At 70.8% G+C, this 24,353-nt stretch carries 15 protein-coding genes and 1 pseudogene; 8 read left to right on the top strand and 8 right to left on the bottom strand.

What is annotated here, in order from left to right; translation table 11 throughout:
* Window positions 1–235: 235 nt before the first annotated feature.
* From AB0447_RS05670 to AB0447_RS05685, 4 genes are all read right to left on the bottom strand, one after another.
* Window positions 236–508 (bottom strand): hypothetical protein, encoded by a 273-nt coding sequence (locus AB0447_RS05670; protein ID WP_366475193.1) that lies wholly within the window; start codon window positions 506–508, stop codon window positions 236–238.
* Window positions 509–689: 181 nt separating this feature from the next.
* A complete protein-coding gene (locus tag AB0447_RS05675) occupies window positions 690–1,778 on the bottom strand; it encodes a serine hydrolase domain-containing protein (protein WP_366475335.1) in 1,089 nt (362 codons plus the stop codon).
* A 44-nt stretch (window positions 1,779–1,822) separates the two neighbouring features.
* Entirely contained in the window at window positions 1,823–3,388 is a 1,566-nt protein-coding gene (locus tag AB0447_RS05680) for an alpha/beta fold hydrolase (protein WP_366475194.1), read from the bottom strand.
* 380 nt (window positions 3,389–3,768) lie between these two features.
* Window positions 3,769–4,938, bottom strand: coding sequence for a PP2C family protein-serine/threonine phosphatase (locus AB0447_RS05685; RefSeq protein WP_366475195.1), 1,170 nt, complete (start codon window positions 4,936–4,938; stop codon window positions 3,769–3,771).
* Window positions 4,939–5,086: 148 nt separating this feature from the next.
* Here AB0447_RS05685 and AB0447_RS05690 point away from each other — a divergent pair, with 148 nt between their 5' ends.
* Window positions 5,087–7,804 (top strand): SpoIIE family protein phosphatase, encoded by a 2,718-nt coding sequence (locus AB0447_RS05690; protein WP_366475196.1) that lies wholly within the window; start codon window positions 5,087–5,089, stop codon window positions 7,802–7,804.
* Window positions 7,805–7,928: 124 nt separating this feature from the next.
* The gene (locus tag AB0447_RS05695) at window positions 7,929–9,074 is read left to right on the top strand and encodes an extracellular solute-binding protein (RefSeq protein ID WP_366475197.1); all 1,146 of its coding nucleotides are present in this window, start codon (window positions 7,929–7,931) and stop codon (window positions 9,072–9,074) included.
* A gap of 93 nt (window positions 9,075–9,167) precedes the next feature.
* Here the strand turns inward: AB0447_RS05695 and AB0447_RS05700 are convergent, their stop codons facing one another.
* Window positions 9,168–11,405, bottom strand: coding sequence for a catalase (locus AB0447_RS05700; protein WP_366475198.1), 2,238 nt, complete (start codon window positions 11,403–11,405; stop codon window positions 9,168–9,170).
* A gap of 418 nt (window positions 11,406–11,823) precedes the next feature.
* Window positions 11,824–12,066 (bottom strand): annotated as a pseudogene (locus AB0447_RS05705) (peptidase M20); the annotation flags it as partial.
* Between the two features lie 471 nt (window positions 12,067–12,537).
* On the opposite strand from AB0447_RS05705, the gene AB0447_RS05710 reads away from it, so the two are divergent.
* Together AB0447_RS05710 and AB0447_RS05715 are read left to right on the top strand one after the other, a co-directional pair.
* A complete protein-coding gene (locus AB0447_RS05710; RefSeq protein ID WP_366475199.1) occupies window positions 12,538–14,055 on the top strand; it encodes a cellulase family glycosylhydrolase in 1,518 nt (505 codons plus the stop codon).
* 13 nt (window positions 14,056–14,068) lie between these two features.
* Window positions 14,069–15,865: a glycoside hydrolase family 6 protein gene (locus tag AB0447_RS05715; protein WP_366475200.1), complete on the top strand. Its 1,797-nt coding sequence runs from the start codon at window positions 14,069–14,071 to the stop codon at window positions 15,863–15,865.
* A gap of 66 nt (window positions 15,866–15,931) precedes the next feature.
* Here the strand turns inward: AB0447_RS05715 and AB0447_RS05720 are convergent, their stop codons facing one another.
* Window positions 15,932–16,999 (bottom strand): LacI family DNA-binding transcriptional regulator, encoded by a 1,068-nt coding sequence (locus AB0447_RS05720; RefSeq protein ID WP_366475201.1) that lies wholly within the window; start codon window positions 16,997–16,999, stop codon window positions 15,932–15,934.
* Between the two features lie 308 nt (window positions 17,000–17,307).
* Here AB0447_RS05720 and AB0447_RS05725 point away from each other — a divergent pair, with 308 nt between their 5' ends.
* From AB0447_RS05725 to AB0447_RS05740, 4 genes are all read left to right on the top strand, one after another.
* Window positions 17,308–18,654 carry an ABC transporter substrate-binding protein gene (locus AB0447_RS05725; protein WP_366475202.1) on the top strand — a complete coding sequence of 449 codons (1,347 nt, stop codon included), beginning with the start codon at window positions 17,308–17,310 and terminating at the stop codon, window positions 18,652–18,654.
* A 90-nt stretch (window positions 18,655–18,744) separates the two neighbouring features.
* Window positions 18,745–19,797: a sugar ABC transporter permease gene (locus AB0447_RS05730; RefSeq protein WP_366475203.1), complete on the top strand. Its 1,053-nt coding sequence runs from the start codon at window positions 18,745–18,747 to the stop codon at window positions 19,795–19,797.
* Between the two features lie 4 nt (window positions 19,798–19,801).
* The gene (locus AB0447_RS05735) at window positions 19,802–20,695 is read left to right on the top strand and encodes a carbohydrate ABC transporter permease (protein ID WP_366475204.1); all 894 of its coding nucleotides are present in this window, start codon (window positions 19,802–19,804) and stop codon (window positions 20,693–20,695) included.
* A 56-nt stretch (window positions 20,696–20,751) separates the two neighbouring features.
* Entirely contained in the window at window positions 20,752–22,194 is a 1,443-nt protein-coding gene (locus tag AB0447_RS05740) for a GH1 family beta-glucosidase (RefSeq protein ID WP_366475205.1), read from the top strand.
* Window positions 22,195–22,212: 18 nt separating this feature from the next.
* Here the strand turns inward: AB0447_RS05740 and AB0447_RS05745 are convergent, their stop codons facing one another.
* Window positions 22,213–24,279: a SpoIIE family protein phosphatase gene (locus tag AB0447_RS05745; RefSeq protein WP_366475206.1), complete on the bottom strand. Its 2,067-nt coding sequence runs from the start codon at window positions 24,277–24,279 to the stop codon at window positions 22,213–22,215.
* Between the last annotated feature and the right edge of the window lie 74 nt (window positions 24,280–24,353).

Below are 24,353 nucleotides of genomic sequence, written 5' to 3' on the forward strand. Positions count from 1 at the left end.
CCCGCTTCCCTGGCCCGTGGGTGGACGGCGCGGACCGCCGCCCGCCACGGACCAAGAGGATCAGGACAGGTCGCCGTACACCACGCCACGGCCGTTGCGCCAGGTAGACCCGCCCGTACACGTCGGGGTCCCCGCTGCTGACGTTGACGCGCTCCCACCGAACTGGTGCTGGTCGTCGTTGATCCGGACCCAGGCCGAGCCGTCGTCGGTGGAACGGAACAGCCCGACGACGCCCTCACTGTCCGGCCCAGCTTCTCGGCCGTTGCCACAAGGATGACGCGGCGGCCACGGCCGCCCGCTTCACCGGGACGTCGTCCACGTTGTACGCGGTGGCACCTTGGGCCACGTCAATGCTGCAACAGCCGAGGATGAAGGTCTCGAAGCACAGATCCTCGAACGTCTGGACCGGTGTGCTGCCGTAGAAGGACTGCGCCAGCCCCTTGCCCGCGGGCAGCTCACCCTCATAGACGGTCGACCGGGCTCGGCGGCCGGTAGGCCGAGCTGCCACACGGGCGTACCGACCATCCCGGGCACCGATCCTTGGCGTGGGCGCCTGCTAGACACCCAGGCCAGGGGTGGATCCCTGTTCGGCGCGACCGCGGCGACTTCAACATCGCGCCTTGTTGACTACCCACAACGTCGCACACCGAACTCCGCGGCCGACCGACACGGGACTGCGGCCACCTGACCTATTTGCCCCATATGTCCAACAGTTGATTGGCCGCACGGAAATTGTCGGGTGAATCCACGTTGCACGCGACGGTTACCGCAGTGTCGCGGTCCGGGCTCACCTTGAAGGTGCTGTGAAATCCCTCCCAGTCGCCGCGATGCACCAGGCTCTTGTCGGGGAGAACGAGGATTCCGGCCCCGTACCTCCCTTCTTCGATGCCGCGCTGGCGCAGGACGTCGCCCACACTCACCGCTCCCTCCGTGACTCCGGTGAGCAGTTGCGTTCCACCGATGCGACCGGTGCGGTAATTGTCGGCCCAGCGGACGAATTCCCCGGTGGTGGTTTGGACGGAGCCGTCTCCGTACTGTTTCCAGGGGGAGGAATTGGGAGTGAAGGAGCCGTCCTCCTCGTCGTACGACTTCGCCTTGCCGGGAACGTCCACCGCCGGGGACAACGTCATGCGCAGGTGCAGTGGGGTGAAGAATTCCTGTTGGAGGAAGGTCGGGAACGGCTTGCCGGTGACCCTCTCGACGACGTGTGCCAGGAGGACGTAGTTGGAGTTGGAGTAGGAGAAGCGCTTGCCCGGCGGATCTTCCGGCTGTGAGGCGAGGATGGCCGCGATCGCTTCCTTCTGGCCGGCCGGATCCGTCAGTTCGATGCCCTTGGCCTCCAGCAGATCCTGGTAGTCGGCAATGCCGCTGGTGTGACGCATCAGGTCGCCCAGTGTGACGTCCCGCGTCCAGGCGGGCGGGTTGTCGAGGAAATCGGACAGGGGGTCGTCCAGGGCGAGTCGGTGCCGTCCGGCCAGCAAGAGAACGGCGTCTGCGGTGAATTGCTTGGAGTTGGACGCCATGTCGAAGACCGTCTTCGAGGTGATGGCGCGCCCGGTCGTCAGATCGGCTTTCCCTCTCCCCGCCTCCCAGACGACGCTTCCCCGTATGCCGACGGCTGCCGCACAGCCCGGGCCATCAGGAGAAGCCACCAGCTCCTGGAGAACGGCTGCGCTGCGCTTCTCGCGGTCGTCGCCGGTCGCGTAGGCCTGCGGGTGTGCGACACCGGCCAGAACCACCGCAACCATGGCGCCCCCGGCGGTGCACGACGACACCATCCGTTTCACGGACACCACCTTCTTTCTTGAAACTGCCCTCCCGCTCACTTCGGGGTGATCGTGAACGGTTCCCACCTGAGGCTCGCCACGCAGCCGGTGTCGGGCGCGGTCGGACGGGTGAGGAAGGACACCAGCACCTTCTGGGCGCAGGGCGACTGCGGGACCGCCCAGTGCCCGATGCCCGGGATCTGCACGGTGGTCGAGTGGGGCAGCGTACGGGCCGTCTTCTGCGCCCAGCTCGCCCCGGTCTTCATGTCGAACGTCCCGTTGAGGAAGAGCGTCGGCACCGAGCTGACGGGGGCCACCCGCTGCGTGGCGGTGCGGTCCGGGACGTTCCAGATGTGGCACACCCGGTCCTGGAACGCCAGTTGAGGCGCCTGGGCCTGGACCGATTCCGGCCAGTCGGGGAACGCTGCGCGGCCCGCCTTCAGTACGTCGGACGCCGAGTGACCCGGCACCCACTCGCTGCAGACCACCGAATTCGTCAGACCGTGGGCGGTCTGACCGGTGACCTGGACCGAGCCGGCGGCGCGGGCCCGGGCGAAGCGCTCCGGACGTCCGCGGCCGAGTTCCTCGATGGCCGCCGGGACGTCGACGAACGGGATTGCCTTGGCGACCAGCACGTTCAGCAGTGCGCCGCCGTCGAGGACGACCTTCACCGGGTCTCCGCCCTGCGGCGGCCGGGCGTTCAGCGTCAGCGGCTGGGCCTCCAGCTTGTGCACCTGCTCGTTCAGGGTGCGCGCGAGGTCCGGGTAGCGGCTCTTGCAGCGGGGCTCCGCCGCGCAGGCCTTGTAGAGGTGGTCGAGGCCCTCCCGGGCGCCGGCCCAGGCGAACGGCAGGGAGACGGACTGCGGAGGGGTGAAGGAGTCGAGCGCCACCGCGCGGATCCCCTGGGGGTGCAGGCGCAGGTAGGTCATGGCCAGGTTGCTGCCGTAGGAGTGGCCGTAGACGTTCCACTGCTTGATGCCGAGCGCCGTGCGCAGGTCGGCGAAGTCGGCGGCGTTCTCGGTGCTGTTGTAGGCGCCGAGGTCGGTCCCGTCGGCCGTCAGGCGGTCCCGGCACCGCTTCACCGCGTCGAGCATGAGCCGTTCCGTCTGCGGTGCGTAGGAGGGGAGGCCCACGGACGTGGCGTAGAAGCGGTCCAGCTCCGGACAGGCGAGGTTGGGTTCGTCGTAGAGATTGCCGCGCTGGGCCATGATGATCAGTTCGCGGTCCCGGTTCAGGCCGGAGGAGACCAGGAACGGGATGTCGTCGAAGGTCTCGCCACCGGGGCCGCCCGACATGAACACCACGGGGTCCCGGGCCGGCTTCGCCGAGGTGGCCGGGATGACCGCCGCGGCCAGCCGGATGGTCCGGCCGTCGGGACGGGTGCGGTTCTCCGGGACCTCCAGGAATCCGCACCGGGCGGTGGCCAGCGCTTCGATCGGCTCAGGCGTCCTGGGGCAGGGACCCGGCACGAAGCGTGACGCGGCGACCTTGTCGGGCCCGGTGATTTCGGTGGTACCGGTGTGGGGTGGTGCGGCGCCCGCCGCACTCGGGGCTGGTGTTGTCAGGAGGCCCAGAGCGATCCCGGCCGCTGCTGCCCCGATACGGAAGCTGGGCTTTGCCATGTGATCCCGTTCCTCTGCCGATCAACGGCTGCCCCGCAGTGCTACGCCGCAGCGGTATGGGTGGAACGCACGCAATCGACGCTACCAGTCGGTCCGGCGACCCGCACACGGACGGGCGGCGGCCACCGGCACACCCCGCCCCTCTCGGCGGCGGCAGGATGACGGCGACCGCGCCGGCCGGCCTTCGCTGACAACGGCCATGGCGGCGGCGCGTGTTGACGGCCACTTCCGGCTGTCCTCCAACTCAACCTGCGTGTGCGTGCGCATCTGCTGAAAGGGCTTCACGACTGCTGATTGCCACTGCCGGTGAAGGACCGGTGCATGTTTCGTACCGCAACAGCGGTCGGTCGCCGCCGGCGAGGACAACGGCTCCGTGCTGGTCAACGCCCGTGTCCCTCGTCTTCGCGCCGGTCGAGAAGGATCACCGCCACATCGTCCGCCAGGCGGCCCTGGGTGTGGCGGACCAATGCCCGGCGCAGGCCCTCCAGGAACGCCTGCCGGGTGTGGTCGCGCATGGTCAGCATGGCCTCGGGCAGGTCGAAGAAGGTGCTGTCCCGGTCGCGGGCCTCGACGACGCCGTCGGTGCACAACAGCAGCCGGTCCCCCGGTGCGAACGGATAGCTGTCCGTCCGCCCGGGAGGGCCGCTGATGAATTCCCCGAGACCGAGCGGCGGCAAGGGGGCGGTGGGCGAGAGGGACCGGACCGTGCGGTTGCGCAGCAGCAGCGGGGGCGGGTGGCCCCGGTTGATCACCTCGATGTGGTGGCTGTCGGGGATCTGGGCCACGAGCGCGGTGACGAATCCCTCCAGGAGGGCGTCGTCACCGCCGGCCACTCCCACTCCCACGCCCGCGCCCGCGCCCGCGACGGCGGCGTCCCGCCGCAGGGCCGCTTCGCAGTGGCTGACGACCTCCACCAGGTCGTCCTCGTAGTGCACGGACTCCCGGAATGCGCCCAGCACGACCGCGGCGGCCCGTACGGCCGGCAGTCCCTTGCCCCGGACATCCCCGACGATCATCCGGACCCCGTACCGGGTCTGGACCGCGTCGTACAGATCGCCGCCGATCTGCGCTCCCGTCTCGGCCGCCAGGTACATGCTGGCCGCGCTTACGGGGCCCAGCCGGGCGGGCACGGGCCGCAGCAGGACCTCCTGGGCGGCCGTGGCGATCCGGCGGACCTGGTTGAGCTCGTTCTCCCGGCGCGTGCGCGCGGTGCGGCTCATCACGAAGCTCGCCACCGAGACCAGGAACAGGGCGAGGAAGTTCGTGTAGACCTGCTGACCTCCCCAGGCCTGGTTGTGGGTGGCGGTGATCACGCTGACTCCGACGGCCACTCCCGTCGCCGCGAGCGTGCCGCCGGGACCCATCGTCACCGCTGCCAGAGCGGGTGTCGCAACCAGCAGGGGGCCGGTGTACACGACGTGCGCCGGCGTGAGCTCGACGAGGAGCACCAGCAGGGCGACCGCGAAGGGCAGGCACTCCGCGAGGGTGAAAAGGACCTGGTGGTGGCCGCCGGCTCCCGGTCCCGGGGGCGAGCGCCAAGGCGCTCTCATGAGTACAGCCTGCCTCGCCCGGACGCCTGGCCGCCACTGCGGTCACCGCTCCCGCGGGCGTCCGGTCGCTGCCGGCACCGGTGACCGCCACTGCCCGGCGACCGTCGCTCCCCGCTGCCGACGGCCCACGGACGTTAGAAAATGAGGTATGGGCGACCTCCGTGGACGGCGGCCCCAGCGTCTGTCCTCCCTGCTGAGCGTGCGCAGCGTGGCCGGCGAGGTGTTCCTCCTTCAGCTGGCCGTCGTGGTGCTTCTCGTCGCCGCAGCGGTGGTGGCCCTCGTGGTGCAGGCGCGGAGCGCCGGCATGCTGGACGCCCGGCACCGTACGCTCGCCGCCGCCGGAACGTTCGCGCAATCCCCGGGAATCGTCGCGGCCCTGCGCAGCCCCGATCCGAGCGCGGTGCTCCAGCCGAGCGCCGAGGCGGCCCGGAAGATCGCCGGGGTCGACGGCATCAACGTGTACACCCTCGACGGGGTCACCCTCACCCACAGCGACCCGGAGCAGATCGGGAAACACGTGGTCGGTCCGTTCGCCGGGGCGGCGGCCGGCAAGTCCTTCACCGAGACGTTCGAAGGGTCCCTGGGGCGGTCCGTGGTCTCGGTGGTCCCGGTCAAGGACTCCGACGGCTCCGTCATCGCCGTCGTCTCGGCCCCGGTCACGGTCCAGAACGTCCAGAGCATGGTGAACCGGCAGCTGCCGGTCGTCCTCGGCAGCGCGGCCGCGGTGCTGGCCGTGTCCGCGGGCGGGACGGCTCTGGTGAGCCGTCGGCTGCTGCGCCGGACCCACGGCCTGGGACCGGCCGAGATGACGAGGATGTACGAGCACCACGACGCGGTGCTGCACGCGGTGCGAGAGGGCGTACTGATCGTCGGCGGCGGCGGACGGCTGCTGCTGGCCAATGACGAGGCGCGGCGGCTGCTGGATCTGCCGGTGGACGCGGAAGGGCTCCCCGTCACGGACCTGGGACTGGAGGAGGGGATCGCCGACCCGATCGCATCGGGCCGTTCCGCGACCGACGAGCTGCACATGGCAGGCGACCGGCTGCTGGCGGTGAACATCCGGCCCACCGCCCCCTACGGGCAGGCCGGGACCGTCGTCACGCTGCGGGACACCACCGAGCTGCGGGCACTCTCCGGCCGGGCCGAGGTGGCCCGCGAGCGGCTGAAATTGCTCTACGACGCGGGGGTGCAGGTCGGAACCACGCTGAACGTGGAGCGCACCGCGGAGGAACTGGCGGAGGTGGCGGTCCCACGATTCGCCGACGTGGTCACGATCGACCTGCTGGACCCGGTGCTCCGCGGCGAGGAGCCGCCCGAAACGAGCACCGAGATGCGACGCACCGCCGTCGTCGGCCTCCAGGGCGACCACCCGCTCACCCCCGTCGGCGAGCTGATCCGGTTCGCCCCCACCGGTCCCATGGCCGCCGGGCTGGCCGGCGGCCATGCGGTCCTGGAGGCCGACCTGCACGCCACCCACCGCTGGCGGGCCCAGGACCAGGCCAACGCCCTGCAGATCCTGGACCGCGGCATCCACTCCCTGATCGTCGTGCCCCTGCGGGCCCGTGGCGTGGTGCTGGGGATGGCCGGCTACTGGCGGGGGCAGGACTCCCCGCCGTTCGACGAGGAAGACGTGTCTTTCGCCGAGGAGCTGACCGCCCGGGCGGCACTGTCCGTCGACAACGCCCGCCGCTACACCCGCGAGCACACCATGGCCGTCACCCTGCAGCGCAGCCTGCTGCCCCGGGGCGTACCGGAGCAGTCCGCCGTCGAGGTCGCGCACCGCTACCTGGCCGCCCAGGCCGGGGTGGGCGGTGACTGGTTCGATGTCATCCCGCTGCCCGGCGCCCGGGTGGCCCTGGTGGTCGGCGACGTCGTCGGCCACGGTCTCCACGCCGCCGCCACCATGGGCCGCCTGCGCACCGCCGTGTACAACTTCTCCACCCTCGACCTGCCCCCGGACGAACTCCTGAGCCACCTGGACGAGCTGGTCGCCCACATCGACACCGACGAGCAGGAGTGGCAGGGGATCACCGGGGCCACCTGCCTGTGCGCCATCTACGATCCCGTCTCGGGGCAGGTGACGGCCGCCACCGCCGGGCATCCGGGCCCCGCTCTGATCCTCCCCGACGGAACGGTGTCCTTCCCCGAAGTGCCGGTCTCCCCGCCGCTGGGCCTGGGCGAGGGCCTGCCCATGGAGACCATGACGGTCACCCTGCCCGAAGGCTCCCGGCTGGCACTCTTCACCGACGGGCTGATCGAGAGCCGCGACCGCGATCCGGACACGGGCCTGGCAACGCTGCGCGCCGCCCTGACCGGGCCCGCCCGCACCCCGGAGGAAACCTGCACCGTGGTGATCGACGCGATGCTGCCCACCAGGCCCGGCGACGACGTCGCGCTGCTGGTGGCGCGCACCCGCCGACTGGACCCCTCTCGGATCGCCGAGTGGGACGTGCCCCCCGACCCTGCGGCGGTGTCCCCGGTGCGCAACGCCTGCGCCCGCCGGCTGGCGGACTGGGGCCTGGAGGACATCGCCTTCACCACGGAACTCATCCTCAGCGAGCTGATAACCAACGCCATCCGCTACGGCACCGAGCCCATCCGGGTGAGGCTGCTGTACGACCGCAGCCTGATCTGCGAGGTCTCCGACGGGTCCAGCACCTCCCCGCACATGCGCCGGGCCGAGGCCACCGACGAGGGCGGCCGCGGCCTGTTCCTCGTCGCGCAGTTCGCCGAGCGCTGGGGCACCCGCTACACCGCCCGCGGCAAGATCATCTGGAGTGAGCAGGCCCTCCACGACGGGGCCGCACCGCCCGCGATGGATCTCGGGGAGGCACTCCTGGCCGGGTGGGACGACGAGGGGTTCTGAGAACGCGCCGGTACGGCAGCCGCGGGGAAGACCGCGGACACCACCGTGTCTGGGACTGCGCCGCCGAGGCCGCCGAACGTACGCTGGCCTCGATCAGTACGCGACCGCCCGTTATGGAGCCTTTGTGCCCGTACCCCGTCTCCGGACAGCCTCCGTCGCCGCCTGCCTGGCCCTCGCGGCGGCGCCCCTCGGCGCCTGCGGAGACAAGCCCACCGCCGCCCCCAGAGCACCCGCGGTGGCCACCTCCGCCGCGGACGCCGGCGGCATGGCGGCACTGACCACGGCGGCGAAGGAGGAGGGCACGCTCAACACGATCGCGCTCCCGCGCGACTGGGCCAACTACGGCGCACTGATCGACGGATTCGAGAAGAAGTACGGGATCAAGGTCGTGGTGGAGAACCCGGAAGGCACCAGCCAGGACGAGATCAACGCCCTGAAGGAGCACCGGGGCGGAGGCCGGGCCCCCGACGTGATCGACGTGGGGGGCTCGTTCGCGCAGTCCGCTGCCCGGCAGGGCCTGCTCGCTCCGTACGAGGTCGCCGCGTACGACGAGATCCCCGAGGAGCAGAAGGACCACCGGGCCCGCTGGTACAACAACTACGGCGGTTACATCTCGATCGGCTGTGACGCCAAGCGCGTCAGGCCCTGCCCCGCGACCTTCGCCGACCTGCGCAAACCCGAGTACAAGGGCAAGGTCGCGCTCAACGGCAACCCCACCAAGTCCGGCTCCGCCTTCGCCGGGGTGTACGCGGCGGCCCTGGCGAACGGGGGTTCCTTCGACGACATCCAGCCCGGCATCGACTTCTTCGCCGAGCTCAGCAGGAACGGCAACTTCATCCCGGTCGAATCCACCCCGGCCACGATCGCGGAGGGCCGGACGCCGATCAGCATCGACTGGGACTTCCTCAACCTCGGATACGCCGACGAATTCCGCGCGAAGGGCACGGACGTCGACTGGCGGACCGCCATCCCCTTCGACGGCAGCTTCGCCCAGTACTACGCGAGCGCGGTGAACAAGGACGCCCCGCACCCCGCGGCGGCACGCCTGTGGCAGGAGTACCTCTTCAGCCCGGAAGGCCAGAACATCCGGCTCGGCGCCTACGCCCGCCCCGTCCTCATGGACGCCATGGAGAAGGACGGCACCCTCGACAAGGCCGCCGCGGAGAAACTGCCGACGGTCGAGGGCACTCCGACGTTTCCGACGGAGGCGCAGACGGAGAAGGCGCGAGGGACCGTCAACCGCGGCTGGGCCGAGGCCGTCTCGGGCTGAGCACCGGGGGCGGTCCCGGCGCCCGGCGCAGCAGGGCGACCGGGCCCACCGCCACGGTCGGGGTGGGCCCGTTTCCCGGCGTCCTTGCCGGGATCAGGCGCCGGGCGGGAACCTGTCCCAGGCCCGGTGCTCGGCCAGGGCGGCGGCGACGGCCCCCACGACCGTCGTACCGTCCTCGCCGAGGGCGATGCCAGGGCCGTCCGCGCCGACGCCGACGACCCCCAACAGCCGGTCCGCGCCGTTCCAGCCGCCGAGGGCCTTGCCATGGCGGTAGGCCTCGGTCAGCAGGAGCACGACGCGGGGATCGGGTCCCTGCGGCGCGGGCACGCCGGCTTTCGCGTCCCGGGCGCCGTTGGCGTCGGAGCCCGGCCCGGGCGCGCCGGCGAACAGGAGGGCGTCGAATTCGACGGAGCGGGCGGTGGCGAAGGTCCGCTGGACGGGGATCGGGTCACCGTCGGGACTCAGGGTGCCGCCGGTCGGGGCGATGACGAGCGGCACCATGCCCGCGTCCAGGACGGCTTGTCGCACGTTCCGGACGCCGTCCAGGTCGGCTGCGGCATCGGCGACGATGCCGACCACCCGTCCGTCGACGGGCCAGGTCTGCCCCAGCTGCGAGAGGGCAGGGCTGGGATCGACCGCGTCGAGGGGGACGGTGGGGGCCGGTGCCGGCAGGCCGAGGCCTTCGGCGACCTTTTCGCACAGCTGCGGGTCGATGTTGGCCAGGACCTTCAGGGTGCGTTCCTTGATGGCCTGCTCGTAGCACTTGCCCAGTTCGAAGGTATAGGCCGCGATGACGTGCTCGCGCTCCGGCGGGGTCAGGCTGAGCCAGAACAGCCGGGGCTGAGTGAAGTGGTCCGAGAACGAGGTGGGCGCCTCACGGACCTTGCTCGCCGCCGGGACCTTCACGGGTGTCTCGATGAAGGCGCTCGTGTCGGCGCCGGCGAGGAAGGGGCAGCCTCCGTCGAGGCTGTTGGGCCGGTAGGGAGACACGCCGGTGTGTACGGCGGTCTGGTGCATGCCGTCGCGGAACATGTCGTTGACGGGGGCGTGCGGCCGGTTGATGGGAATCTGGGCGAAGTTCGGGCCGCCCAGCCGGCTGATCTGGGTGTCGAGGTAGGAGAAGAGCCGGCCGGCGAGGAGCGGGTCGTCGGTGACGTCGATGCCGGGCACGAGGTGGCCGGGGTGGAAGGCGACCTGTTCCGTTTCGGCGAAGTAGTTCTTGGTGTTCGCGTTCAGGGTCATGAGCCCGATGGGCTGCACGGGAGCGAGCTCCTCCGGGACGATCTTCGTCGGGTCGAGGAGGTCGATGCCCTCGAACGTCTGGTCGGCGGTGTCGGGGAAGACCTGGATGCCCAGTTCCCACTGCGGGTACGCGCCGGATTCGATGGCGTCGTAGAGGTCCCGTCGGTGGAAGTCGGGGTCCATCCCGTTGATCAGCTGGGCCTCCTCCCAGACCAGGGAGTGCACGCCCAGCTTCGGCTTCCAGTGGAACTTCACCAGAGTGGTGTCACCGGCCGTGTTGACCAGGCGGAAGGTGTGGACGCCGAAGCCCTCCATCATCCGGTAGGAGCGGGGGATCCCGCGGTCGGACATGTTCCAGAGGGTGTGGTGGGTGGCCTCGGTGTGCAGGGACACGAAGTCCCAGAACGTGTCGTGCGCGCTCTGGGCCTGGGGCACCTCCCGGTCGGGGTGCGGCTTGCCGGCGTGGATGATGTCGGGGAACTTGATCGCGTCCTGGATGAAGAACACCGGGATGTTGTTCCCCACCAGGTCGAAGGTGCCCTCGTCGGTGTAGAACTTCGTCGCGAAGCCCCGTGTGTCGCGCACCGTGTCCGACGAACCGCGCGAGCCGAGGACGGTGGAGAACCGCACGAAGACGGGCGTCTCCACGTCCTTCGCGAGGAAGGCGGCCCGCGTCACCTCTCCGGCGGTGCCGTAACCCTGGAAGATGCCGTGGGCCGCCGCACCGCGGGCGTGGACCACCCGCTCCGGGATCCGTTCGTGGTCGAAGTGGGTGATCTTCTCGCGCAAATGGTGGTCCTGGAGCAGGACCGGCCCCCGGGCCCCCGCCTTGAGGGAGTGGTCGCTGTCGTAGAGCCGTGCCCCCTGGGCGGTGGTGAGGTGCGCGCCGCTCTGCGCCATGCGCGCCTGCTCCGCCCCGGTGGCCTGACCGGTGGGACTCACGGTCTCCGGCCCTTCCTGGTCCGCCTTCGGCGGGAGGGGCTCCGCGGGCTGTGTCGGCTCGGCCACGGGCGGGGACACCGGGCCCGGCTTGCCCGGCAGGCCGCCTTCGCCCGGCTCCGGGGCCGGGGTGGTGTGCTTCGTGGTCATCTTCTCTCCCAGGGGACGGTCTGTTGAACGCTTCAGCCATGACCGGGCGGCCTCCGTTCTCAAACGGAGCCCGGGTGTTTCTCACCCGTCTCCGCGGCGGTGGTGGGGACCCGGTCCCCCGGCTTCAGGCACTCGGCGAGGGCACCGACGCCCCGTCAGCGGCCGGGCTCCGATGCCAGTTCCCCGAGGAACCGGGCCAGCACACGGACACCGAGGCGAAGGGCTCGGATCTCCGTCCTCTCCTCGGGGCCGTGCCAGCGGTCCCCGGGGAGTCCCGTCCCGAAGAAGAGCACGGGCGCGTCGCAAGCCCGGGCGAGTTGCGCGGCGGGGGCGGCCCCGCCGAGCGCGGGAGCATCGGTACGGCCGGACGTGAGCCGGGCGACCTCGACGGAAGGGCGGGTCAGGGATCGGCCGCATGCACGTCGTGGTGGCTGGAGACGAGCAGGACCGGTGCGCCCGGATCGGCGGCCGGCCAACAGCCGAAGACGGCCGGAAGGCCATCCGTTTCCCAGACCTCCGCCCGCGGGAAGCCGGTCCGGCGCAGGGTGTCCGCCAGCCACCGGGCGGACCGTCGTACGTCATCCGCCCGGTCCGCGTCGGACGATACGGACGCGACGCCCACCCCATGCGCCGGGTCGGCCAGCGCGTCCTGTCCGGGCATCCTCCCGCGTTCCACGGCGGCCTCTGCAACGCTCATGGTCGGCGACTGCCCGGTGTTCACCGCTCCCAACCGTCGCCTCCACCGGCTCCGGGCGGGGCGACTCCCCGCCTCCTGGCGGCTACACGCACGGCGGCGCCACCGGAGGAGGTCCACGGACCGGCCCGGTGAAGGCCCTCGCGGATCGATCCGGTGGTGGGCGTTCCGGCATGCCGATGGTTCTCCTCGCGGCTCGGGGAGGTGGGGCGTGCGAAGGGCGTGAGCACAAGCTCTGAACCAGTGGGAGCGCTCCCACTGTGCAGACGGGATCCAACGGCGTCAAGTGCGCGAAGAGTCGAAGGCATTCCCGTGGCCAATTTGGCCAACTCCTCTTTTGCTTGGCGTCGGTTGCCGCTACGGTCTGGCCCAACCAGTGGGAGCGATTCCGTCAGTCGGCGCGCCGTCAGAGCGCGCCCTCGCTGCAAGGAGTCGCTCATGCGACATCCCCCACGCCTGTCCGCGCTGCTCGCCGGAGCAGCGCTCACCTTTGCGAGCACCGCTCTCGCCGTGGTCGGTACGGCCTCAGGATCCGCGGCCGCACCCGTCTGCACCGTGCAGTACTCCGTCGTCGGCTCCTGGGCCGGCGGCTTCCAGGGGTCCGTCACCGTCACCAACAACAGTGCCGCGTTGAGTGGTTGGAGCCTGGGCTTCGACTTACCCGACGGCCAGAAGATCAGTCAGGGCTGGGGCGCCAAGTGGTCCCAGTCCGGGACGACCGCCACGGCGGTGAACGAGAACTGGAACGGGTCGGTCGGCACGGGTGCGAGCGTCACCGCCGGCTTCCTCGCGTCCTGGTCGGGCAGCAACAGCACCCCCAGCACCTTCACGCTCAACGGCGCGGCCTGCAACCAGGAGCCGGGTCCCACCAATCCGACCTCGACCCCGACGCCCACACCCACGCCCACACCCACCGACCCGACCGGTCCCCCCGACCCCGTCTCCGGGGCGCCCGAACTGAGCGTCATCGGCAACCGTCTGACCGACCAAAAGGGCGCCACCCGGCGCCTCCTCGGCGTCAACCGCTCCGGGGGCGAGTTCATGTGCGTCCAGGGCCACGGCATCTTCGACGGTCCCGTCGACGACGCCTCGGTGCGCGCCATCGCCGACTGGAAGGCCAACACCGTCCGCGTCCCCCTCAACGAGGAGTGCTGGCTCGGCCTCGACAACATCAAACCCGAGTACCGGGGCGCGAACTACGTCCACGCGGTCAAGGGCCTGGTCGACCGGGTTCTCGCGCACGGCATGACCCCGGTCGTCGAACTGCACTGGACGTACGGCCAGTACACCGGCAACTCCTCGGGTTGCGCCGATGTCCACGCGTCCTGCCAGAAGCCGATGCCGAACGCCCGGTACACCCCGGCGTTCTGGACCTCGGTGGCGAACACCTTCAAGAACGACCGTCGGGTCGTCTTCGACCTGTTCAACGAGCCCTATCCGGACCGGGCGACCCCCACCACCGCGCAGGCGTGGACCTGCTGGCGCGACGGCGGCACGTGCCCCGGCATCGGCTACGAGGTCGCCGGCATGCAGGACCTGCTGGACGCCGTCCGTGCGACCGGCGCCCGCAATCTCGTACTCGTCCCAGGCATCGCGTACTCCAACGACCTGAGCCAGTGGCTCACCCACTCCCCCACCGACCCGACGGGCAATCTGGCCGCGGCCTGGCACGTCTACAACTTCAACACCTGTTCCAACGAGGCGTGTTGGGACTCGACCCTCGCACCGGTCGCCGCCCGGGTCCCGCTGGTGGCGGGCGAGATCGGCGAGAACACCTGCGGACACGCGTTCATCGACCGCGTCATGGCGTGGTTCGACGCCCGCGCCCTCTCGTATCTGGGCTGGACCTGGAACACCTGGAACTGCAACTCCGGTCCGGCTCTGATCACCTCCTACGACGGCACCCCCACCTCATTCGGCGTCGGGCTGCGCGACCACCTGCGCGCCCTGAACTGAAAGGCCCCACGAAATGAGCCGCACAACTCCCCGCGCAATCCCCCGCACGACCAACCGCAACACCAGCCGCACCACCAGCCGCACGGCCCTGCTGGCGGCCCTCGGTCTCGTCACGGCCGCCGGCGCCACCGCCACCGTGTTCGGCACCGCCGCCGGTGCCGCAACCGCCGGCTGCACAGTCGAGTACCGGGTCACCAGCCAGTGGAGCACCGGGTTCGGTGCCAATGTGACCGTCACCAACACCGGTGACCCCGTGGCCTCCTGGGCCCTGGAGTGGTCCTACGGGGGCGACCAGAAGGTCACCCAGGGCTGGAACGCCGCCATCACCCAGTCCGGTACGGCCGTCACCGCCAGGAACGTGTCCTACAACGGGTCGCTGGCCACGGGCGGTTCGACGTCCTTCGGCTTCAACGGCTCGTACAGCGGAACGAACGCCGTCCCCGCGACCTTCAAGCTCAACGGCGTCACCTGCAACGGTGCCACCCAGCCGACCGATCCGCCGACCACTCCCCCGACGACACCGCCCACCACGCCACCGACGACCCCGCCGCCGTCCGGCAGCAAGGCCGACAACCCGTACGCCGGCGCCAAGGTGTACGTGAACCCCGAGTGGTCCGCGAAGGCCGCCGCCGAGGCGGGCGGCACCAAGGTGTCGAACCAGCCCACCGGCGTCTGGCTGGACCGCATCGCCGCCATCCGGGGCGTGAACGGCGGCATGGGTCTGCGCGCCCACCTCGACGCGGCCCTGGCACAGAAGGGCAGCGGCGAGCTCGTCGTACAGCTGGTGATCTACAACCTGCCGGGGCGGGACTGTGCCGCGCTCGCCTCCAACGGCGAACTCGGCCCGACCGAGATCGGCCGCTACAAGACCGAGTACATCGACCCCATCGCCGCGATCCTCGCCGACCCCAAGTACGCCGGACTCAGGATCGTCACCACCGTCGAGATCGACTCGCTCCCCAACCTGGTCACCAACGTCTCCGGCCGCCCCACGGCCACCGCCGACTGCGACGTGATGAAGGCGAACGGCAACTACATCACCGGCGTCGGCTACGCGCTGAACAAGCTCGGCTCGATCGGCAACGTCTACAACTACGTGGACGCCGGCCACCACGGCTGGCTCGGCTGGGACGACAACTTCGGCGCATCCGCCGAGCTGTTCAAGCAGGCCGCCACCGCCGAGGGCTCCACGGTCTCCAAGGTCCACGGCTTCATCGTCAACACCGCCAACTACAGCGCGCTCAAGGAGGACCACTTCAAGATCGAGGACTCCGTCAACGGCACGTCCGTACGCCAGTCGAAGTGGGTCGACTGGAACCGGTACACGGACGAACTGTCGTACGCCCGGGCCATGCGGGCCAAGCTGGTCTCACTGGGCTTCGACCCGAGCCTCGGCATGCTGATCGACACCTCCCGCAACGGCTGGGGCGGCACGGCCCGGCCGACCGGACCCGGCGCGCCGACCAACGTCGACACGTACGTCAACGGCGGCCGCTACGACCGGCGCATCCACCTCGGCAACTGGTGCAACCAGTCCGGCGCCGGTCTCGGCGAACGGCCCCAGGCCGCTCCGGCCGCGGGCATCGACGCCTACGTGTGGATGAAGCCGCCGGGCGAGTCCGACGGCTCCAGCAGGGAGATCCCGAACGACGAGGGCAAGGGCTTCGACCGGATGTGCGACCCGACCTACACCGGGAACCCCCGCAACGGCAACAGCATGTCGGGCTCCCTCCCGAACGCACCCCTGTCCGGCCAGTGGTTCCCGGCCCAGTTCCAGGAACTCCTGAAGAACGCCCACCCGGCACTGTGACGCACCGCGCTTGAGGACGTGAGCCGTACGGAGCCTGCGGGTTCCGTACGGCTCCGGCCGTGTGCCTCAGGAGGATTCCCGTACGACCAGCTCCGTCGGAAGGACCCGGCGCGGCTCCTCCGCCACCGCGGAACCGGCCCCGGACGTGTCCGCGATCTTCTGGAGCAGCAGCCGGGTCATCGTGCGGCCCATCTCCTCGATCGGCTGGCGCACGCTCGTCAGGGGCGGATCCATCAGCCGGGCCACCGCCGAGTCGTCGACGCCGACGAGGGCGACGTCCTCGGGGACCCGTCGCCCGGCCTCGCGCAGCACACCGCGGGCGCCGGCCGCCATCACGTCGGAGGCGGCGAAGACCGCGTCCAGGTCGGGGCTGCGCTCCAGGAGCTCGCGCATCGCCCGTCTGCCGCCGTCCTCGGTGAAGTCCCCGGTCGCCACGAGCGACTCGTCGGGGACGAGTCCGGCCTCGGTGAGGCCCGCGCGGTACCCGCCCAGCCGCGCGCGGGCCACGTACATGTCCAGCGGCCCGCTGATGGTCGCGATCCTGCTCCGGCCGCGCCCCCCGAGGTGGGCGACGGCCGCCCGCCCCGCGCCGATGTTGTCGGAGTCCACGTACGCAATGGGTTCGGCCTCCGAGCGCCGCCCGTTCATGACGACCGGCAGCCCCAGCTCCCGTATCCGGTCGGGCAGCGGATCGTCGCCGTGGACGGATGCCAGCAGCACGCCGTCGACCCGCTGGGTGGCCAGGTACTGTTCGAACCGCCGCCGCTCCGGCTCGGTCCGTACCAGGGTGAGCAGCAACTGCTTGTCCGCTTCGGCGAGCTCGGCGCTCACCCCGCGGATGAGGTCGAGGAAGTACGGCTCCGCGAACAGCCGGGCCTCGGTCTCCGGGATGACGAGGGCGACCGCGTCGGTACGGCTGCCGGCCAGCGCCCTGGCCGCCTGATTGGGTACGTATCCCAGCTCGGCGACGGCGCGGGCGACGGCGTCTCTGGCCTGCTCACTCACCCGTGGCGAACCGTTGATCACCCGGGAGACCGTGCCCCGGCCGACGCCGGCCAGGGCCGCGACCTCTTCCAGGGTGGGTCTGCCGTTGTGCCGTCCGGTCACGACTCTCGAACTCCCCTCGTGCGACATCGCGCTCCGCGCCGGTCCAGGTCGCGGCTGATCAGGTAAGACAGAGGATCCGCTCCCCGGCCCACGCGGAACTACGGTACGCCGATCCGAGGAGTGGGAGCGCTCCCACACTACTCGTGACCGCCTCCCGATGCCATGGCCGCCTTCAGAACCTGACGGGAGTCCCGGGAAAGCGGGGACTCGATATCCGCCGAACTCCTTCCCGTAATGAATCCGCGTTCATCTCTTGACACTCGCACCCGCCAGGCAGCAACCTTCCGGCAACGACGTGGGAGCGCTCCCATCGCACCTTGGACGAGGAGAGTGGAATGCGCACTTCCAGCAGCAGACGCAGTCGCCGCACCGCGATCGCCGTGGTCGCCGTCTTCGCGACCGGTACGGCCCTGCTCACCGGCTGCGGCGGTGACGGCGACGACGGCGCGGCCGGCGACGCGGCCGGCGGCGAGAAGATCACGCTGCGGATCGGAACCTTCGGTTCCTTCGGCTACGACAACACGACCGGGGCCAAGCTCTACGCCGAATACGAGAAGACCCACCCCCACATCAAGATCGAAGAGTCGAACGTCGCCGACGGCCAGAAGTACTGGGACACGCTCAAACTGCGCCTCTCCCGCAACAGCGGCCTGGCGGACATCCAGGCCCTGGAGGTGGGCTACATCGCGGAGGCGACCGGGCCGGCCATGGCGGGCAAGTGGGTCGACCTCGGCACCACGGGCGGTGCCGACCTCGGCGCGTTCCTCGACTGGAAGGTCAAGCAGGCCACCACGGACGACGGCAAGGTCATCGGCCTCGGCACGGACATCGGCCCGATGGCCATCTGCTACAACAAGGACCTGTTCGCCAAGGCCGGCCTGCCGACCGATCGCACCGAGGTCGCCAAGCTCTGGGCGGGCGACTGGGCGAAGTTCCTGCAGGCCGGCGAGACGTACAAGGAGAACGCTCCGGCCGGGACCGCCTTCCACGACTCGGCCAGCGGACTGTTCAACGCCGTGGTCTCCAGCGAGCCGGTGCAGTACGCCAACGCCAAGGGCGAGCTGGACTACGAGAACAGCCCCGGTGTGAAGAAGGCGTGGGCTACCGCCGTGGCGGCGACGACGGGCGGACTGACCGCGAAGCTCCGGCAGTTCGACGAGAAGGGCAGCTGGAACGCGGCCTTCAAGAACTCGACGTTCGCCACGGTCGCCTGCCCGAGCTGGATGACGGGCATCATCAAGGACCAGGCGGGCGCCGAGAACCAGGGGAAGTGGGACATCGCCGCGCCGCCCGTGGCCGGGAACTGGGGCGGCGCGTTCCTCGCCGTACCGAAGTCCGGCAAGCACGCCAAGGAGGCGGCCGAGCTCGCCGCCTGGCTGACCGCACCGGCGCAGCACGCCAAGGTCTTCGGCGTGAACGGCAACATCCCGTCCTCCAAGGACACCCTCACCTCCCCGGCGGTGCAGGACGCCAAGCTTCCGTTCTTCGGCGACACCCCGGTCGGCAGGATCTACTCGGAGGCGGCGGCCGGCATCACGCCCGCCCCGATCAGCCGCTGGGACGGGCAGGTGAAGACCTTCCTCACCGACAACGGCATCCTCGACATCGAGCAGCGCGGCACCGACCCGGCAAAGGCCTGGGAGAACGTCAGGAAGCTGGTCGACGACAAGATCGATCAGTAGCGGGGGCCCGTGCCGGCCCGTCGCCGCCTTCGGGTGGCGGGCCGTCACCGTCCGCACCACGTCACGCATCGACCCGGAAGGACCGCCCCCGTGGCCACCTCCGTACGGGCGACCGGTGGCGGCCCCCCGCCGCCCACCGCACCGCCCTCCACCCCCGGCTCCCGCAAGCACCCTTCCGGCCGCGGCGGCAGCCGGCGCAGCGCGCTGTACCGCCTGGACCTGAAGGCGGTCCCGTACGTCTTCATCGCCCCCTTCTTCCTCACCTTCGCGGCCTTCGGCCTCTTCCCGCTGATCTACACGGGCTGGCTCTCCCTCCACCGGGTCGAGCTCGGCGGCAGCGCGCAGTGGAAGGGGCTGGAGAACTACGGCTCCCTGGCGACCAGCGAGTTCTTCTGGAACGCCCTCGCCAACACCTTCACCATCGGTGTGATCTCGACCGTTCCCCAGCTGCTGATGGCCCTGGGCCTGGCGCACCTGCTCAATTACAAGCTCCGCGGCCGGGGGTTCTTCCGGGTCGCGGTCCTCGCCCCGTACGCCACCTCCATCGCGGCGGCGACGCTCGTCTTCGCCCAGCTGTTCAACACGGACTACGGCCTGATCAACACGGCCCTGGGCTGGTCCGGCTTCGAGCCGGTCGCCTGGGAGTCCTCCAAGTGGCCCGCGCAGATCGCGATTTCGACGATCGTGACGTGGCGCTGGACGGGCTACAACGCGCTCATCTACCTGGCGGCGATGCAGGCCGTACCGCAGGACCTCTACGAGGCCGCGGCGCTGGACGGGGCATCACGTTGGCGCCAGTTCCTCAGCGTCACCATCCCCTCCATCCGGCCGACGATCCTCTTCACGATCGTCGTCTCCACCATCGGTGCCACCCAGCTGTTCGGCGAGCCGATGCTGTTCGGCGGCAGCGTCGGCATCAGCGGTGGCAGCGGCAACCAGTTCCAGACGCTGAGCCTGCTGATGTACGAGAAGGGGTGGGTCACCGGCGCGCTGGGCCAGGCCTCCGCCATCGCCTGGGTCATGCTGCTGCTCCTTCTGCTCATCGGCGGCGTCCAGGCGTTGATCTCCCGCGGCCGCAACCGCAGCCGCAACCGAAACGGCGACCGGGGCCGCAACCGGAACCGCAAGAAGCCGGGGAGCTGACCTCATGGCCCGCACACTCGACACGACCACCGCCAGGGTGCCGCGCGCCGGGCGGCTCCGCCCGGCGGCAGGCCGTCAGCACCACGCGGGACCGCTGACCTACGTCCTGCTGGTCCTGGCCGCGCTGGTCTCGCTCTTCCCGCTGTACTGGAACCTCGTCGCCGCCTCCCATTCGGGCGAGCGCGTGGTCGAGGCCCCGGCCCCGCTGCTGCCCGGCCCCCGGCTCTTCGACAACCTGTCCTTCGCCTGGAACCAGGTCGACATGGGCGAGGCACTGGTCAACACCACGATCGTGGCCGGGCTCGTGGCCCTGTCCACCGTCCTGTTCTCCACCCTGGCCGGCTTCGCCTTCGCCAAGCTGCCCTTCAAGGGGCGGAGCGCCATGCTGGCGCTGGTGGTGGCGACCATGACGATCCCGCCGCAGCTCAGCGTGATCCCGCTCTACCAGATCATCACCGGCCTCGGCTGGGTCGACCAGCTCCAGTCGGTCGTCCTGCCCTCGCTGGTCGCGGCCTTCGGCGTGTTCTTCATGCGCCAGTACCTCATCGAGGCACTGCCGGTGGAGCTGGTGGAGGCGGCCCGCATGGACGGCGCGCACAGTCTGCGCATCATCTGGCACGTGGTGTTCCCGGTGGCCCGGCCCGCGATGGCGGTCCTCGGGATGCTCGTCTTCGTCCAGGCCTGGAACGACTTCTTCTGGCCGTTCATCGCGCTGACCCCCGACGGGAACCCGACCCTCCAGGTCGCCCTGGCCGGCCTCGGCGCCGGCAATCACACCGTCGACCAGGCCGTCGTGCTGACCGGCGCGCTCATCTCCACGCTGCCGCTGCTGCTGGTCTTCGCCGTGCTCGGCAAGCACATCGTCGGCGGCATCACGGCCGGCGCCGTCAAGAACTGACCGGCTCACCCCCCTGTCCGCACCGCATCCGCACTTCGCGTTGGGAGCGCTCTCCTATGACCGCGTCCGAGACCCGGCCGCTCACCGCCGTCCGCTCTTTCCCGCCCGGCTTCCTGTGGGGCACGGCCACCGCCGCGTACCAGATCGAGGGAGCCGCCCGTGAGGGCGGCCGGACCCCGTCCATCTGGGACACCTTCTCGCACACCCCGGGGAAGGTCTTCGAAGGCCACACCGGCGATGTGGCGGTGGACCACTACCACCGGTTCCGCGAGGACGTCCGGCTGATGTCCGAACTCGGCCTGGGCGCCTACCGGTTCTCCGTGTCCTGGTCCCGCGTCCAGCCGACCGGCCGGGGTCCGGCCGTCCAGCAGGGACTGGACTTCTACCGCCGGCTCGTCGACGAGCTGCTCGCCGCCGGCATCGAGCCCGCCCTCACCCTCTACCACTGGGACCTGCCCCAGGAACTGGAGGACGCGGGCGGCTGGCCGGAGCGCCCGACCGCCGGGCGGTTCGCCGAGTACGCGGGAATCGTCGCGGACGCCCTGGGAGACCGGGTGAAGCGCTGGATCACGCTCAACGAGCCCTGGTGCAGTGCGTTCCTCGGCTACGGTTCCGGGGTCCACGCCCCGGGCCGCACCGACCCGGTCGCCGCCCTGCGCGCTGCCCACCACCTCAACCTCGGTCACGGCCTCGCCGTCCAGGCCCTGCGGGCCGCGCTGCCCCGGGACGGTCAGCTCGCGGTCTCCCTCAACCTCCACGAGGTCCGCCCCCTGACGCCCTCGCCCGAGGACCGGGAAGCGGCCCGCCGCATCGACGCCGTCGGCAACCGGGTCTGGCTCGGCCCGATGCTGGAGGGCGCCTACCCCGAGGATCTCTTCGCGGACACCGCCCACGTGACCGACTGGTCCTTCGTCCGGGGCGGCGACACCGCCGCCATCCACCAGCCCCTGGACCTGCTGGCCGTCAACTACTACACCCCGACGGTCGTCTCGCACGTCGCGGAGGGCGCGCAGAAGCCGCAGGACGACGGCCACGGCAACAGCGAGCACTCGCCCTGGCCCGGCGCGGACCGCGTCGCCTTCCACCGGGCTCCGGGCGAACGTACGGCGATGGGCTGGCCGGTGGACCCGAGCGCGCTGTACGACCTGCTGACCCGGACCGCCGCCCGGTATCCCGGCCTGCCTCTCCTCATCAGCGAGAACGGTGCGGCGTACGAGGACGAGATCGGCCCGGACGGCACGGTCCACGACCCGGAGCGCGCCGCGTACGTCCACGCGCACCTCGAAGCCGTGCACCGGGCGATCGCCGCCGGGGTGGACGTGCGCGGCTACTTCCTCTGGTCGCTGCTCGACAATTTCGAGTGGGCGTACGGCTACGCCAAGCGGTTCGGCGCGATCCACGTCGACTACGCCACCCTGAAGCGCACGCCCAAGTCGAGCGCGCACTGGTACGCGCGGCTGGCGCGGACGGGTGAGCTGCACGCTCCCGGCGTTTCGTAGCCAAGACACCAAGACTGCCTAGCCGCCGATGCGGGCGACCAGGAGCGCGACGTCGTCGTCGGCCGCCGCCGGAACGAGGTGGGTGATCAGCGAGTCGCACAGGTGGTCCAGCTGCCGCTGCGGATCCGCGAGCAGTCGCGTCAGTTCGGCCAGCCGCTCGTCGAGGTCGGAGCCGCGGGCTTCGATCAGGCCGTCGGTGTAGAGCACGAGGAGGCTGCCGGGAGGCACCGCGAACTCGGTGGGAGTGAAGGCGATGCCCCCGACCCCCAGGGGGACGCCGGGCGGGGTGTCCAGGAGCCGGACCGTGCCGTCGGGGAGCACGAGTGCGGGCGGCGGGTGCCCGGCCCGGGTGACGGTGCAGCGTCCGGTGGCCGGCTCGCAGACGATGTACAGGAAGGTGGCCAGCATCGGCTCGGCGAGATCGGTGAGGGCGGCTTCCAGCTGGTGCAACAGCCGCACGGGCGAAAGGTCCAGGCGTGCGAGGGCCCGTACGGAGGCGGACAGCCGGCCCATGACCGCGGCCGCGGCGATGCCGTGCCCCATGACGTCGCCGATGAGCAGGGCCGCCTTGCGGCCGGCCAGGGGGAGGACGTCGTACCAGTCGCCGCCGACTTCGTTGACGTCGCTCGCGGGGAGGTAGCGGTGACTGATCTCGATGCCCGAGGGCAGGGGGATGTGCTGGGGGAGCATGCTGCGCTGGAGGATGACCGCGGTCTCGTGCTCGTGGTGGTAGAGCCGGGCGTTGTCGATGCTGAGCGCGGCGCGGGCGGTGAGTTCGGCGGCGAGGGTGACGTCTTCGGAGCCGAAGGGTGCCATGGGGCGGGTGCGGTAGAAGGTGGCGACGCCGAGCACCGTGTCCCGGGCCACCAGGGGTGCCATGACGAACGAGTGCACTCCCACCTCGACCAGTTGGGCGGGTTTGACCGAGTGCCGGGCGGCGGGGGCGATGGTCTGGTCGTCGAGGCGGGCGATCAGGAAGGGCTGCCGGGCCGCGAGGGCCTGGGTGTAGGGGGCGGTTGCGGGGAAGGTGAGCGTCCGGCCGAGGGGGGCGAGGATGTCGGTCACCTTGGATCCGGACAGCGGGGCCTTGCCGAGGCGCCGCAGGGCGACCCCGCCGGTCAGCCCCATGCCGGGCTCGTCCCCGCGCGCCAGCGCGTCCAGCACGTCCACGGTGACGGCATCGGCGAGGCGCGGCACGGCGAGATCGGCGAGTTCCTGCGCGGTGCGCTCCAGGTCGAGACTGGAGCCGACGCGGATGCTGGCCTCGCTGAGCATGGCGAGCCTGCGCCGGCCCGCTTCGGCTTCCACGTGGTCGCGCTGCTGCTCGGTGATGTCGACGAGCGAGGCGATGACACCGATCGGCATCCGGGCGGGATCCTCCACCCGGACGTAGGAGCACGACCACACCCGGTCGTGGTCCGGTTCGGCCGGTGTCCGTCCGACCCGCCGACGGTCCAGGAGCGGCCGGCCGGTCTCCAGTACCTGCCGCATGGCCTCCTCCATCTCGTGGGCGTTGACCTCCGGGAGGAGCTCGGCCAGGCGGCGTCCCACGTGCGCCGACTCCGGCAGGCCGTTCATGGCTTCGAGCGCGGCGTTGACCTGGAGGAACCGCAGCTGCGTGTCGAGGATGGCGATGCCGACCGGGGATCGGGCGAACAGGCCGTCCCATACCGCCGAGGACCCCCGGATGCGCCGTGCGGCGTGGGCGTCGGCGGCGAAGACCAGCACCGTGGCCGGGCCGTGCTGGCGGTCGGACACCGGAGAGGCCCAGATCTCCACCTCCAGCGGGTGCCCGTCGCGGTGCCAGGCGGTGACCGTGCCCATCACGCCCCGCCCCGTGGCCGCGGCTTCCCAGAGGGAGCGCCCCAGGCTGCGGTCGGCTCCCGGATGGAGCAGGTCTGCGATGTTGCGGCCCAGTATCTGCGGCGGGGCATAGCCCAGCAATTCCTGGGCGACCTGGTTCCAGCGCACGATCGTCCCGTCGGCGCTGGTGGCCACCAGGGCGACCGGCAGCGCGCCCAGCCATCCGCCGGCAGCCTGTGCGGCGCCGCTGATCAGCTCGTCGACCGGAATGTGCTCGTTCATCTGGCACCTGTACCCAACGCCGCAGCGTCCTTGCCGTGCGTTTTGCGGTCACCGTCGGGCCCCGAGTCGCTCGG

The organism is Streptomyces sp. NPDC051211, assembly GCF_040689505.1.
GTDB lineage: Bacteria > Actinomycetota > Actinomycetes > Streptomycetales > Streptomycetaceae > Streptomyces.